We start from the raw sequence: 14238 nt of genomic DNA, 5'->3' as shown, positions 1-14238 counted from the left end.
CCTCGCCATCGCCCAAAAGAGTGCTATTCTTTATGGCGCAGAGGGACTGTGGCGATGAACCAGAACGAAGCGGCCTCCAAAGTCAGTCGATTGGCGCGAATTTCCGTCAGCCGTCAGTTTACGCGCGTCGTGATTTTCCTTGAGCGGCTGTGGCCAGGGTTGCTGCCCGCTTTCGGCGTTCTCGCACTCTTCGCGATACTGTCCTGGATCGGTTATTTTCGCGCCGTGCCCGACTGGGCGCGCATCGCTTCGCTGGCCGCCATGCTGGCGGCGTTCATCGCAAGCCTCGTTCCGCTTCGCAGTCTGCGCTGGCCGGACGCACAGGAGGCCACACGACGCCTTGAAAAAGACAACCGCATCGCCCACCAGGCGATCGCCGTCCAGTCTGACCGGCTGGAAAACGAGTCCGAATTTGCGCGGGTGCTGTGGCAAACCCACAAGCAGCGCATGTATGACAGGCTTGAAGAGGTGCATGTGCATGCGCCGAAGCCCGACACGCCCCGCGCTGACCCATGGGGCGTTCGGGCGCTGGTCGCGTTGCTGCTCGTCGCCACGTTCGGCTATTCCTGGTCGAACCATTCCGGCCGGCTTGGAGACGCCTTTACGAGCCATGCCCGATCCGAAAATCTCGCCGGAATCCGCATTGACGCCTGGGTGACGCCCCCGGCCTACACAGGCAAGGCGCCGCTGTTTCTCACCGGCGGCGAAATCGGCCTGCCCGACATCATCACCGTTCCCGAAGGCAGCGAGGCGCTTGTGCGCATCGTCGGCGGCCAGGGCTCGGAGGCAGTCGTCTACAACGACGAGATAATCGAGGAAGAAGAAAACGAAGACGGCGTCGCCACGGCGGCGGCGCGGAACTATCGTTTTCCGGTTCCCGGCAGCGGCCGGCTGGAGATTCGTCAGGCCGAAGCCCCGATTCATGGCTGGACCTTCGGCCTGCTGGCCGACGAGCCGCCGGTGATCGCCTTCGAGGCGGATCCCGCGGCCGCCGCCAATGGCGCGCTGGAAATAGCCTTTTCCGCCAGCGACGACTATGGCCTCGAAGCCGCCCATGCCGAAATTCTGCCCGTCGAGCCCGCAGCCGACGACGCCAATCCGCTCTACGATTTGCCGGACTACGAACTGACGGTGCCCAAACGCAACGCCCGTTCCCGCAAGGGGCGCGAAAGCCGCGACCTGACAGAACATCCGATGGCCGGCAAAGCGGTGAAGATCACGCTCGTCGCCACTGACGCGACCGGCCAGGAGGGCCGCAGCGAGACTGTCGAAACGATCCTGCCGGCCAGGACCTTCTACAATCTGCTCGCCGGTTCGGTCGCCGAGCAGCGCCAGATCCTCAGTCTCGACACGAATGACCTCGACCGCGCGGTGGAGTTCAACGACGCCCTCACCATGGCGGCGGAAGAAACCATCGACAACACGACGCATTACCTTCTCATCAAGTCGGCGCGCGCCCGCATGCGACAGGCCTTCGACGACGACATGCTGCGCGACGCGGCCGACTATATGTGGGATATCGCCATCGGCATCGAGGATGGCGATCTGTCCTTCGCCGAACGGCGCCTGCGCGACGCCCAGCGCGCGCTGTCCGAGGCCCTCGAAAACGGCGCGGACGACGAAACCATTCAGGCGTTGATGGACGAGTTGCGCGAAGCCATGCAGGAATTCCTCGAGGCGCTGGCGCAGGCCATGCAGCAGAATCCGGAGATGGCGCAGCAGATGCCGCCGCAATCCATGCAGAACATTCTGCGCCAACAGGACATCGACCGGCTGCTCGACCAGATCGAGAACCTCGCGCAATCCGGCGCTCGCGACCAGGCGCAGCAATTGCTGTCGGAACTGCAGCGCATGATGAACAATTTGCAGACCGGTCAGCACCAGCAGGCCCAGGGCGACAATCCGATGCGTCAGCGGATGGACGAGCTCGGCGAACTGATGCAGCGCCAGCAGCAATTGATGGAAGAGACCTTCGATCTCGAACAGGCGCTGAGGCAGCGCCGGCAGCAGCAGCTTTTCGGCAATGAAGGCCAGCAGCAACAGCAGCAGGGCGAGAACGGTCAGCAGCAGCAGGGCGAAATGGGCGATATGACCGAGGAGCAACTTCGCGAGGCGCTGCGTCAGCTGCAGGAACAGCAGGACGCGCTGCAGCAGCAGCTTGGCGAATTGCAGCAGGCGCTGGAAGAATTCGGCATTCAGCCCGGCGAAGGCTTCGACGAGGCCGGTGAAGCCATGGGCGAAGCCGGCGAGGCGCTGGGCGAGGGCGAAGGCGGAACCGCCGTCGACGAACAGGGCCGCGCCCTGCAGGCTCTGCGCCGCGGCGCACAGGACATGATGAACCAGATGCGTCAGGCGATGGGTCAGAACCCGGGTCCGATGAACGGCCAGGCGTCACCCAACCGGCAGGGCCGCGATCCGCTTGGCAGGCCGCAAGCCAATACCGGCCCGGATTTCGGGGAGAACGTCAAGATACCGGAGGAGGCCGATATCCAGCGCGCCCGCCGGATTCTGGAAGCCATTCGCGACCGGCTCGGCGACGCCTTCCGTCCGGAAATGGAGCGTTTCTATCTGGAACGGCTTCTGGACAACAACAACTGACCGGCCGGACGGCTCAGTTGCGGTATGTCGCGATCTTGTAGGCCGCGAGCGAGAAGAACACCCCCAGGCCCGCCTCGATCCAGCGCCGGCTGCGACGGTAGAACACCACGACCGGCTGGGTCGAGAAGGTGATTGCATAGGCCAGATGTCCGATGAGGGACATGGCTGTCGCGCAGACGACGAGCAACGCCCCGACCCAGAGCGGCGCGTCAGCGCCGAGCCCGATCCCGACAATCGCGATCCAGTGCAACGCCGCTTTCGGATTCGTCATCTGGATCGTCAGTCCGCGCAGATACAGATTGCTCCCCCGCGCTGCTGTTGGCGCCACTTTATCATCGGGCGTCGCGGCGGAGCGAAAGGCCTTCCAGGCCAGCCACAGCAGATAGGCGGCGCCGAACACCTTCAGAATGGTCACCACCTCGGCATAGGCCGAGACGAGCGCTGTCAGCCCCGTGACTGTCAGGATCGCCCAGATACCGGAACCGGTTCCCACGCCTGACGCCAGCGCCATCCCGTGTCGACGCCCGCGCTCCATCGATGTTCCGATGATCGCCAGTATGTTCGGCCCGATGCTGATGAACCCAACGGAAAATATGCCAAGCGCAAGAAACAGGCTCGCCAGGTGGTCGTTCATTGCGGTCTCCCGGAAAAAGTGCGGAAACCCGACTATGTCACGTTTGGTGTTGTTGGGAAACCGGATACAGTCGCACGGATTCCTGGATCAATGCCGCGACCCCATTGCAGGCCCGACCTGCAATGGGGACAGGTCGCTTGCGGCGACCGGGCGGGCAGCGTATCGGCCGCTGGCCGAACTGGCGTCAGTGCGACAGCGCTTCGGCAACCGCGTAACGAATGTCGGGAAGGCTGAAGGGTTTCGGCACGACGTCGACGACGATCCGCGCCAGGTTGTCGGCGCGTTCGCGCTGTTCGGCGAAACCCGTCATCAACAGGATCTTTGTCCCCGGAAACTCCAGCGCCGCTGTATGGGCGAGCGCAATGCCGTCCAGTTCCGGCATGCGGATATCGGAAAGCAGGAGGTCGTAGCATCCGCCGTCTCGCAGGCAGTGCAGGCCTTCTGCGCCGTCCGCAACTTCCACCACCTCATGTCCGTCCATCTGCAGGGCGCGGCTCACGAAGCGCCGAAGCGCGTCCTCGTCTTCCGCGATCAGAATTCTTGCCATGCCATACCTACCTGATTGTCATTGGAGCCGTCGTCGCCAAACGAGCTTCCTGTTGCCTCTTGTGGGAACAGCAAAACATCCAAATCTTGTCGGCGGGTAAACGAAGCCGGTTTCAACCCCGCGCAGGCGGCTTTTCGCGAGGCCTATCGATCAACATGATTAACGTTTGGTTGGCGGTCGCCCAAAGCCGCTCAGGCGTCGCCCGTAACCACGCCGACGAAGGGCAGTTCCCGGAACGCATAGGCGACGTCCATGCCGTAGCCGACGACGAAATAATCCGGGCATTCGAAACCGACATGGTCGGCGTCGAGTTCGCCCTGGCGACGCGACCGCTTGTCGAGCAGAACGGCGATCGAGACATCTCTGGCGCCGCGCTCGAACATCAGGTCGCGCGCAAATCGCAGCGTGTTTCCGGATTCCAGGATATCGTCGATCAGCAGGATCGAACGACCCTTAACATCGCTGTCGATGTCCTTGATGATCTTGACGCCGCGGCTGGTCGTTCCCTTGCCGTAGCTCGACAGGGTTATGAACTCGACTTCCGGGGCAAGACCAACTTCATGCAGGGCGCGCAGCAGGTCGGCGGCGAAGATGAAAGAGCCCTTGAGGATCGAAATCACCAGGAGATCGTTCTTCGGAACCGTCGAAATTTCCTTCGCAAGCTGGAGATTGCGCGCGTGAATTGCTTCCGCGCTATAGAGAATGTCGATGTTCTTTCCGCGTACGACCGGCATGCGTGGAGCCCCGTAACAATTTGACGAAGCTGCTAGCTACATGAATTGCAAGGGATTTGAAACCGTTTCGCCGCCGTCTTTCCCAACATTCGGCTGCAAGCCGCGAAAGACATGGTTAATGAAGGCTTACTGCAACAGCGCATATCCGCCGAAGAACCAGAAGACGCACAGCGAAGCGAGCCCCACCAGCGCGCCAAATCCCGCAGGGCTCAACCGGTCGAGCGCGCCGAAAAGCTTCGGCAATCCGGCCGGTGCAGCGTCTGCGGCCAGACCTGCGCCATGCCCGCGTCTTTCGAAAAAATCACTCGGCGAAACCGGTCTCGCAGTGTCCGCGCCAAAGACTTCCACCACGGAACCATTGTCGTCTATGTGTACGAATTCGGCGTCAATCACATCCATTGCGGTCGACCCCGCCGTTGCGCGGCCAGCGAAAGGTCGACGACGACCGCGGCGACGGGCGGTCGAACCGGAATTTTCCACATTAAAGCTGCGATCGTATTGACCGGCGCCGTGGCTGTATTGCATTAGCTTGTCAGGCGATCCCGTTCCCGGAAGGTATCCCGACGTCGGCTCCTTCCTTGCAGGACGGTAAACCGATACGGTTAACAAATACGAAACCCTTGTCTTTTCACAACGACCGGCAAAACGATTACCAAACAGCGCATAGGGCAACCCGGGCAGGGAGGCTGCTGACTTGATCCATTTCGACAATGTTGGACTGCGCTACGGCATGGGCCCGGAAGTGTTGCGCGATCTGACTTTCGACATTCCGCAGCGCTCGTTCCAGTTTCTTACCGGCCCTTCCGGCGCAGGAAAGACAACGCTGCTGCGGCTTTTGTTCCTGTCGCTGCAGCCGACCCGCGGCTTCATTCGCATCTTCGACCGGGACATCGCCACCATCGACCCGCAGGAACTGCCGCTGCTGCGCCGGCGCATCGGCATTGTCTTCCAGGATTTCCGGTTACTCGATCATCTGACGACCTATGAAAACGTCGCCTTGCCGCTCAGGGTGCGGGGCCGAGAGGAATCCACCTACCGCACCGACGTCATCGAATTGCTCAAATGGGTTGGTCTTGGTGAGCGGATGAACGTTTTGCCGCCCATTCTGTCCGGCGGAGAGAAGCAGCGCGCGGCGATCGCCCGCGCCCTGATCGACCAGCCGGAGATCCTGCTCGCCGACGAGCCGACGGGCAACGTCGATGCGCCGCTGGCGCGCCGTCTGCTGCGTCTTTTCATGGAGCTGAACAAGCTCGGCACGGCCGTCGTCATCGCAACCCACGACCTGTCGCTGATGGACCAGATCGACGCCCGCCGCATGATCCTGTCGCATGGACGACTGGATATATATGACTGACGACGGCGCTCCATCCGGCGGAACCGGCGCGAGGCAGCCCCGGCAGATCGTTCTTCGGCCGACGGCGCCCATCGTTCCGGCGGCGAACATCGCCGGCCGCTCGCTCATGTTCGTGATTTCGATCATGTCGTTTCTGGCCAGCCTCACGCTTGGCGCGGTCATCCTCGTCCAGGACACTGCAAACACCTGGCAGAGCGACATTTCGCGAGAAGTCACCATCCAGATCAAGCCGCAGGACGGGCTCGACATGCAGCAGGCCCTCGAGACCGCGCGACGGATCGCGATCGGGTTCGACGGCGCGACGGACGCCACGATCGTCAATGACGACGAGACTTCACGCCTGCTGGAACCCTGGCTTGGCGAGGGACTCGATCTGGACGAACTTCCCGTGCCCCGGCTGGTCATCGTCACCATCGACGAGGGTGCGCCACCGGACTTTCAGGCGATGCGCACAGCGTTGACGCAAGCCCTTCCGAACGTCTACCTCGACGACCACCGCACCTGGGTGAACCGGTTGGTCGCCATGGCCAACACCACGACGCTGATCGGCATATGCATCCTGCTGCTCGTCTTCGCCGCAACGGTGCTGACGGTGATATTTGCAACCCGCGGCGCACTGTCGGGCAATCACCACATCGTCGAAGTGCTGCATTTCGTCGGCGCGGAGGCCGGCTTCGTCGCATCGCACTTCCAGCGTCATTTCTTCGTCATCGCCCTGAAAGGCGCGACCGCCGGCGGCATTGCGGCGGCGATCATCTTTGCGGCGGCGGGCGTCTGGGCGAACAACAATTTCGCCACCCCTCAATCGGACCAGACAAACGCCCTGTTCGGCGGCTTCTCGGTGGGGCCCGGCGGCTATGTCGGCATCGTCGCGATCGTCATCATCATCGCCTTTCTCACTGCCCTGACCACGCGAATCACCGTGATGAAAACGATTCGGGAAATCGACCTGATCCGTTCCAACCCCGGACACGTCCTGTAGCCAGACAACCGCGAAACGTCGCGCAAGCCGCGCTGTGGCGGTCTTTGGGCGGCCAAAGCGGTCATTGTTCATTGACACTGCGGAAATGCGCGTACAATTCTCTCCTACACATTTGCGGCATCGTCATGGACGTCGAAAACAAGGATCCTGAACTGGAAGACCAGCCAGCGCCAAAAAAGCCCGGCAGGCTGCGGCGCGGTGCGCGCGCGTTGACGGTGATCGCCATATGGATCGTCGTGCTGGGATTCGGCGTTCTGATCGGCGGCTTTTTCCGGTTTTCCAGCGAAATCACCTCCGTCACGCCGCCGGCGGACATCGCGGAAGCCGACGGCATCGTCGTCCTGACGGGGCGAAGCCACCGCATCGAACAGGCGCTCGACCTTCTTGACCAGGGACTGGCTGACCGGTTGCTGATCTCCGGCGTCTATCCGAGCACAACGGCTGAGCAGATCCGCAAACTGACATCCACGGAGGCGGCGCTGTTCGAGTGCTGCGTGGATATCGGCCACGACGCGCTCGACACCGAAGGCAACGCCCTCGAGGTCAGCCAATGGGCGAGAGACAACAACTTTACGCGGGTTATCGTCGTCACCAGCAGCGATCACATGCCGCGAAGCCTGATCGAATTGCGCCGTCTTGATGAGGAGGTCGAATTCATCCCCTACCCCGTGGTTCCGGACGAATTCCGCAATTATGACTGGGTGCGCAGGCCGGCGCTCTGGCGTCCGCTGGTCGAGGAATACGCGAAATATCTGATTGCGCGGTTGCGGCTGGCGACGGGAACGGACGTCGCCGGCGAATTCCTGCGTTCCGTCGCCCACGCCGCCGGACGGCCGACCGCCGGCGGCATTGACTCGCAGGCCACGGTGACGGATTAGATCACCCATGATCCTGCTCCGCTCAATGCTGTTCAATCTGGCCTTCTATCTCAACCTGATTGTCCAGATGATCATCTTTTCTCCGGCCTATTTCCTGATGCGGCGGAAAAACGCATGGGTGATTCCGAAAAACTGGGTGCGGTCCAACCATTGGCTGCTCAAGGTCATCGTGGGAACGGATTACTCGATCGAAGGGCTCGAGAACCTGCCCGACGGACCCTACATCATCGCGCCGAAACACCAGTCCTTCTGGGACGCCTATGCGCTGCTGCCGCATCTGGACGATCCCTTCTATATCCTCAAGCGGGAACTTACCTGGATCCCGCTCTTCGGCTGGTACGTGATCAAGATGCGCATGGTGCCGATCGATCGCGGCGCGAAATCCAGCGTCATGCCGGCCGTGCTCGAACGCACCCGCAAGCAGATGGCGGACGGCCGCCAGCTCATCATCTATCCCGAAGGGACGCGCCGCCCGGTCGGCGCCGAACCGGTCTACAAATTCGGCATCGCCCGGCTCTACGACCAGCTCCAGGTTCCGGTCGTGCCGGTCGCCATGGTTCCCGGCCTTTTCTGGCCGCGGCGCAAATTCATCCGCTATCCCGGCCAAATCAACGTTCGGTTTCTCGAACCGATCCAGCCGGGCATGGAGCCTGACGCATTCCTGGAAAAACTGGTTGACGTCACAGAAGCCGCGACTGACGAACTGCTGGTCAGAACAATCGAAGAAAATCCGCATCTGCCGCTGCCTCAAACGGCCCGCAAACGCTACGAGGAACTGACGGGCTCCAGCCGTTCGGCCACCGCCTCAAGCAGGTGATCGCGAATCCGCATTTCCCTGAGATGCCTGACAGTGCTCAGCACATAGTCCGCGTTGTGACCCGACTGGCCTTCCGACACCGCAACGCGATGCGCCGCCTCGTCGATCTCCAGCGCGCCGGCGTATTGCGGATGCGCGCGGTCCGTCACGAAGGATAGCGCTTCCACCTGCTCGCCATTTGCGAGATAGGCCGGCAGATGCCGCTCCATATAGACCTTGTTGGTCATTTCGCGGGCGCGCAGATAGGCGACCACCTCTTCATGGTCCTCTCCCCTAACCTTGAACACCATCCCCGTGCAGGAGCCGCCCCGGTCGAGCCCGAGCACCAGCCCCGGCCGTTCCGGCGTGCCGCGATGAATGAAAGAGTGGATGCACAGCGCGCGCCGGTATCCGTAGATCCGTCCGCGCTGCGCCTCGCGAAACTCGAAACCTGGCCGCCACATCAGCGACCCGTAGCCAAAGACCCAAAAATCGTCCATATCCGTCACATAATTCGAAACGCAGGCGAATTGAAGTATTGGCTGGAGAATCTATGACCACTTCACAGAATGACGGCCGGTATCTCCGGCGTCTCATTTTCCTTGCGATCTTTATCGTGGTGCTGTTCGGGGGCTATGCCGGCCTGTGGTTCTACCTCGCCGGCGAGGTCAAGACGCGCAGCGAAATGGTGCTCGCCAATCTGTCGCTCAACAGCGTCGCGGCCGACTGCGAAGACATGGAAGTGCGCGGCTTTCCCTTCCGCCTCGGCGTGTTCTGCGATTCGGTGACGGCGGTCAGCGAGGTCGATTCCTCGCAACTGTCGGCGGGCGCCTTCCGCACCGCCGCGCAGGTCTACAGTCCCAACCACATCATCTCCGAACTCGACAGCCCGGTCACCATCGTGTCGCCGCGCGGCGACCGCGCCGATTTCGAATGGCGGTCGCTGCAGTCGAGCACCGTTTTCGGTCTCAACGGGCTCGACCGCGCCTCGGTCCACGTCGAGGATACGCAGGCGGTGCTGACGAACGGCGCCGACGACCTGACGCTCGCAACCGACACAAGCGAATTCCACACCCGTCGAAACGGCGACAACCTGGATTTCGCAGCGATGCTGCGCAATGCGCGGCTTGCGACGGGCGCCGGCGACGCGCCGGCCTTCGATCTCGATTTCGACGTCAGCGTCGACGATCGGGCCTGGCTTCTTTCGGGGCAGCAGCGAACGCGGGATTATCCATGGATCGGTGCAAGCGGTTCGTTGAAGACCTTCGTCGTCGCTCTAGACAATGGCGCTCGTATCGCCGTTGACGGCCCGTTCTCGATCGATCAGCGCGGCCTTCTCGACGGGCGGTTCGACCTGAGCATCCGCGATCTCGCCGGCGTCATGGAGCTGGCGCGCGGCGTGCCCGACCCGACCGGCGCCATCGAAAACGTCCGCTCGGTGCTGTCCACCCTGTCCGGAACCGGTGAAATCAAGCTTCCGGTCACGGTGCGCCGCGGCAAGGTTTCGATCGCCTTCTTCACGCTTGGCCGCATCCCGCCGCTGCGCCCGCGGCGGTACTGATCATCCCGCAACAGCGCGCCTAATTCTTCTCCGCCGGAGCATATTCCGGATGCCGGCCGAAATCGGGCGCCTTGACGTCCTGGCCAGCCTCGATGATCGACCTGCGGATATGCCGCGTGTGGCTGAACAGGTCGAACAGCTTGTCGCCGTCTCCCCACCGGATCGCCCTTTGCAATGAGGACAGATCCTCCGAAAAACGCGCCAGCATTTCCAGGATGGCGTCCCGGTTGTGCAGGCATACGTCCCGCCACATGGTGGGGTCGGAGGCCGCAAGACGCGTGAAGTCGCGAAAGCCCGAGGCCGAATATTTGATGACTTCCGATTCCGTCACGGTTTCCAGATCGTCGGCTGTGCCCACGATATTGTAGGCGATGATCTGCGGCAGATGCGAGACGATCGCGAGCACCAGATCATGACGGTGCGGATCCATCCGGTCGACCATCGAGCCGCAGCTTTCCCAGAACGTCGTCAGTTTCTGCAGCGCCTCCTCGTCTGTGCCGGGCAGTGGCGTGAGAATGCACCAGCGGCCTTCAAACAGCGTCGCGAAACCGGAATCCGGTCCGGAATGCTCCGTCCCGGCGATCGGATGGCCTGGAATGAAATGCGCGTGTTCGGGGATATGCGGCTTCATCTGCTCGACGACGGATTCCTTGGTCGAGCCGACATCGGTGACGATCGCGCCTTCCTTCAGTTCGCCTGCGATTTCGCGCGCCACCTTCTCCGATGAACCAACCGGCACGCTGACGATCACCAGGTCGGCGTCGCGCACGGCTTCCGCGCTGGAGGTTGTATAGCTGTCTCCAAGCCCCAGATCATGCGCGCGCTCCAGTGTTTCGGACGAGCGGGTGGCGATCGCCACCGTGCCGGCAAGCCCCTTCTGCCGGATGACGTGTGCAAGGGAGGAGCCGATGAGACCGATGCCGATCAGCGCGATTTTGTCGAATTGCTTGGTGGTCATGTCTTGTCCAGGAATTCCTTCAGGGCGGCGATCACCGCTTCGTTGGCCTCTTGCGGGCCGACGCTCATGCGCAAGCCGTCCGGAAAGCCATAGGCCGTCACGCGCCGCAGCACGAGGCCGCGCGCGGTAAGATAATCATCCGCATCCGCCGCAGACTTGCCTGGCTGATTGCCGAAATGAATGAGAATGAAATTGCCGACCGACGGCGTGACGCTCAGACCCAGCGCCCTGATTTCCGTCGTCAGACGCTCGATCCAGCGCAGATTGTAGGCGACGGCCTTGTCCACATGATCGCGGTCGGCAATCGCCGCTGCGCCCGCCTCGATCGCGACGGCGTTGAGGTTGAACGGCCCGCGCACCCGGTTGACGGCGTCGGCGACGGCCAGCGGCGCATACATCCAGCCGACACGCAGACCCGCCAGACCGTAGATCTTCGAGAACGTTCGGGTCATGACGACGTTTTCGCTGCCGGAAACCAGTTCGATCCCCGCTTCATAGTCGTTGCGCCGCACATATTCGGCGTAAGCGGCGTCGATCACCAGCAGCACGTTGCCCGGCAGCCCCGCCTGCAGACGGCGCAATTCGTCGGCCGGCAGATAGGTGCCGGTCGGATTGTTCGGGTTGGCGATGAAAACGAGCCTGGTGCGCTCCGTCACCGCGGCGAGGATCGCGTCGACATCGGCGCGCAGATCGGTCTCGGGAACGGTCACCGGCGTCGCGCCGGCGGCGGTGATCTGGATCTTGTAGACGAGAAAGCCGTGTTCGGTGACGATCCCCTCGTCGCCGGGCGCGAGATAGGTCTGGCACAGAAGACCCAGCAATTCGTCCGAACCGTTGCCGCAGACGATATTGGCGGCGTTCAATCCGTGCCGCGCGGCGATCGCTTCGCGCAGTTTCGTCGATCCGCCGTCCGGATAGATCTCCGGATGCTCCAGAGCGGTCGCCATTGCGCCGGCCACATGGGGGCTCGGCCCCAAAGGCGTTTCGTTGGCTGAAAGTTTGTAAACCTTCGCGACGCCGGGCGCGGAATCCTTGCCCGGCACATAAGCTGCAATATCCATCACGCCCGGCTTCGGCGCCGGCCTGTTTTCTGCGCTGCTCATCGATCTTCCTGTCATGACCTGGCTCAGACATGGCTCAGTCTCGGCGGGCATAGCGCCAAGCGCCCCCGATGTCGAGGGTTTCGGCAGGCTCGCCGCCAGTTAATGACGCCGCGACCCCTTGCGGCCCGGCCCGTCGCCATGCAGTGATGGCGCAGTTCTGAAACACCGCAAGGGAATGCGCCGCATGTTCGATATCCTGATCAGGAACGCCAATCTTCCGGACGGACGCGAGGGCGTCGATGTCGCGATATCCGGGGGCCGCTTCGAGGCGATCGCCAGGGGCGTTGAAGGCGAGGCCGCGCGCGTCGTCGACGCCGGCGGACGCCTGCTCTCGCCGCATTTCATCGACCCGCATTTCCACATGGACGCGACGCTTTCCCTTGGCCTGCCTCGGCTCAACCGGTCCGGCACCTTGCTGGAAGGCATTGCGCTGTGGGGCGAGTTGAAGCCGCTTCTCACCCACGAGGCGGTGATCGAGCGGGCGCTGCGCTATTGCGACCTCGCCGTCTCTCAGGGACTGTTGTCGATCCGCAGCCATGTCGATGTCTGCGACGACCGGTTGCTTGCCGTTGAGGCGCTTCTGGATGTGCGCGAACGCATCAAGCCCTATATCGACCTGCAGCTCGTCGCCTTTCCGCAGGACGGCCTCTACCGCTCGCCCACGGCGGAAAAGAACCTGCTGCGCGCCCTCGACATGGGCGTCGACGTCGTCGGCGGCATTCCGCATTTCGAGCGCACCATGCAGGACGGCGCCCGGTCGGTGACGCGGCTGTGCGAGATCGCCGCCGAGCGCGGCTTGCGCGTTGATTTCCACTGCGACGAGACAGACGATCCGATGTCGCGCCACATCGAGACGGTGGCCGCCGAGACCGTGCGCCTCGGGCTGCAGGGACGCGTCGCCGGTTCGCATCTCACCTCCATGCATTCGATGGACAATTACTACGTCTCCAAGCTGCTGCCGCTGATGGCGGAGGCGGAGATCCATGCAATCCCCAATCCGCTGATCAACATCACCCTGCAAGGCCGCCACGACACCTATCCGAAGCGCCGCGGCATGACCCGCGTGCCGGAGCTTCTCGCCCAGGGCGTCAACGTCGCCTTCGGTCAGGATTGCTGCATGGATCCGTGGTACTCGCTCGGCGCCGCCGACATGCTGGAGGTAGCCAACATGGCCGTGCATGTCGGCCAGATGACCTCGCTCGACGCCATGCGCCAGGCCTATGACGCGATCACCGTCAACTCGGCGAAGGCGATGGGGCTCGACTATTACGGCGTTGCCGAAGGCAAGTCCGCCAATTGCGTTTTGTTGCAGGCGCGCGACCCGATCGAGGCGATCCGGCTGAAGGCGACTCGGCTCGCCGTTTTCCGCCAGGGCAAGATCATAAGCGAAACGCTGCCGCGCATCGCCAAGCTGGGGCTCGAGGGCCGCCCCGGCCGCCTCGACGCCGCAGATTACGCGCCTGTCGAGGGATAACAGCGTATTGATGTGGGTATATCATAGACTTACCCTCATGCCGGACTTGATCCGTCCTCCAGCAGCGCCTTGTCGACGGCGCGAGGGATTCAGCCGTTCCGAAGGATCTTCTCCATCGCCTTGCCCCTGGCCAGTTCGTCGATCATCTTGTCGAGATAGCGAATGTCCTGCATCACGGGCTCCTCGATGTCCTCCACCCGCACGCCGCAGACCACGCCCTTGATCAGAGCTCTGGATGGATTCATCTGCGGCGCCTCCACAAGAAACGTCTCGAAATCCGTCTCTTTTTCGATCTCGGCGTCCAGTCCCTGCTGGTCATACCCTGTCAGCCAGCAAATGATCTCGTCGACTTCCGCCTTCGCGCAGCCCTTGCGCTCCGCCTTGGCGACGTAATGCGGGTACACGCTGGCAAAGCTCATCGCGTAGATCCTGTGCTTCGTCATGAGGCCTCCCTTCCCGGCGCAATCCAAACATGCATTATGAGTTTATCGCAACCTATGAAACGCGCAATCAGGAACAGCTTTCTCGCCGGCGCGTTTCGTCATACCATGAGCCGGTCCCGTTTCTGTCGCGGGATCACGAAACCATCGCAGAGTTCTGTTCTGCTGCGCCGGAAATC

The 14238-nt window shown here is 62.4% G+C and carries 15 protein-coding genes; 7 read left to right on the top strand and 8 right to left on the bottom strand.

Annotated features, from left to right (window positions below):
• The first annotated feature begins 54 nt into the window (after window positions 1-54).
• Window positions 55-2598 (top strand): TIGR02302 family protein, encoded by a 2544-nt coding sequence (locus tag AAFN47_RS16135; protein WP_499810272.1) that lies wholly within the window; start codon window positions 55-57, stop codon window positions 2596-2598.
• Between the two features lie 13 nt (window positions 2599-2611).
• Here the strand turns inward: AAFN47_RS16135 and AAFN47_RS16130 are convergent, their stop codons facing one another.
• From AAFN47_RS16130 to AAFN47_RS16115, 4 genes are all read right to left on the bottom strand, one after another.
• Window positions 2612-3232, bottom strand: coding sequence for a LysE family translocator (locus tag AAFN47_RS16130; RefSeq protein WP_499810271.1), 621 nt, complete (start codon window positions 3230-3232; stop codon window positions 2612-2614).
• 184 nt (window positions 3233-3416) lie between these two features.
• Window positions 3417-3779, bottom strand: a complete 363-nt coding sequence (locus AAFN47_RS16125) for a response regulator (RefSeq protein WP_499810270.1) — start codon at window positions 3777-3779, stop codon at window positions 3417-3419.
• A gap of 191 nt (window positions 3780-3970) precedes the next feature.
• Complete coding sequence (gene hpt / locus AAFN47_RS16120) at window positions 3971-4513, bottom strand: hypoxanthine phosphoribosyltransferase (protein ID WP_499810269.1); 543 nt, start codon at window positions 4511-4513, stop codon at window positions 3971-3973.
• 126 nt (window positions 4514-4639) lie between these two features.
• Window positions 4640-5038, bottom strand: coding sequence for a hypothetical protein (locus AAFN47_RS16115; protein ID WP_499810268.1), 399 nt, complete (start codon window positions 5036-5038; stop codon window positions 4640-4642).
• Window positions 5039-5207: 169 nt separating this feature from the next.
• Between AAFN47_RS16115 and ftsE the strand changes: the two genes are divergently transcribed.
• The 4 genes from ftsE (at window position 5208) to AAFN47_RS16095 (ending at window position 8544) form a co-directional block, all read left to right on the top strand.
• Window positions 5208-5867 (top strand): cell division ATP-binding protein FtsE, encoded by a 660-nt coding sequence (ftsE, locus tag AAFN47_RS16110; RefSeq protein WP_220231508.1) that lies wholly within the window; start codon window positions 5208-5210, stop codon window positions 5865-5867.
• Window positions 5860-6849, top strand: a complete 990-nt coding sequence (locus AAFN47_RS16105; protein WP_499810267.1) for a cell division protein FtsX — start codon at window positions 5860-5862, stop codon at window positions 6847-6849. The genes ftsE and AAFN47_RS16105 overlap by 8 nt, the downstream gene beginning before the upstream one ends.
• Before the next feature lie 125 nt (window positions 6850-6974).
• A complete protein-coding gene (locus AAFN47_RS16100; RefSeq protein ID WP_499810266.1) occupies window positions 6975-7727 on the top strand; it encodes a YdcF family protein in 753 nt (250 codons plus the stop codon).
• Between the two features lie 7 nt (window positions 7728-7734).
• On the top strand, window positions 7735-8544 hold the full coding sequence (locus tag AAFN47_RS16095) for a lysophospholipid acyltransferase family protein (protein WP_499810265.1): 810 nt from the start codon (window positions 7735-7737) through the stop codon (window positions 8542-8544).
• Here the strand turns inward: AAFN47_RS16095 and AAFN47_RS16090 are convergent.
• Entirely contained in the window at window positions 8493-9023 is a 531-nt protein-coding gene (locus AAFN47_RS16090; protein ID WP_499810264.1) for a gamma-glutamylcyclotransferase, read from the bottom strand. The genes AAFN47_RS16095 and AAFN47_RS16090 overlap by 52 nt on opposite strands.
• 53 nt (window positions 9024-9076) lie before the next feature.
• On the opposite strand from AAFN47_RS16090, the gene AAFN47_RS16085 reads away from it, so the two are divergent.
• On the top strand, window positions 9077-10084 hold the full coding sequence (locus AAFN47_RS16085) for a DUF2125 domain-containing protein (protein WP_499810263.1): 1008 nt from the start codon (window positions 9077-9079) through the stop codon (window positions 10082-10084).
• 19 nt (window positions 10085-10103) lie between these two features.
• Here the strand turns inward: AAFN47_RS16085 and AAFN47_RS16080 are convergent, their stop codons facing one another.
• Entirely contained in the window at window positions 10104-11042 is a 939-nt protein-coding gene (locus AAFN47_RS16080; RefSeq protein WP_499810262.1) for a prephenate/arogenate dehydrogenase family protein, read from the bottom strand.
• On the bottom strand, window positions 11039-12145 hold the full coding sequence (gene hisC, locus AAFN47_RS16075) for a histidinol-phosphate transaminase (RefSeq protein ID WP_499810261.1): 1107 nt from the start codon (window positions 12143-12145) through the stop codon (window positions 11039-11041). Before hisC ends, AAFN47_RS16080 begins: the two co-directional genes overlap by 4 nt.
• Before the next feature lie 184 nt (window positions 12146-12329).
• Here hisC and AAFN47_RS16070 point away from each other — a divergent pair, with 184 nt between their 5' ends.
• Window positions 12330-13619, top strand: coding sequence for an amidohydrolase family protein (locus tag AAFN47_RS16070; RefSeq protein WP_499810260.1), 1290 nt, complete (start codon window positions 12330-12332; stop codon window positions 13617-13619).
• An 89-nt stretch (window positions 13620-13708) separates the two neighbouring features.
• Here the strand turns inward: AAFN47_RS16070 and AAFN47_RS16065 are convergent, their stop codons facing one another.
• On the bottom strand, window positions 13709-14062 hold the full coding sequence (locus AAFN47_RS16065) for a DUF2200 domain-containing protein (RefSeq protein WP_499810259.1): 354 nt from the start codon (window positions 14060-14062) through the stop codon (window positions 13709-13711).
• Window positions 14063-14238: the final 176 nt, after the last annotated feature.

The sequence above is a fragment of the Hoeflea sp. CAU 1731 genome, from assembly GCF_039888615.1.
Taxonomy (GTDB): Bacteria; Pseudomonadota; Alphaproteobacteria; order Rhizobiales; family Rhizobiaceae; genus Flavimaribacter.
Note: the sequence above shows the minus strand (reverse complement) of the source record. Positions and strands in the feature narration are given on the sequence as shown.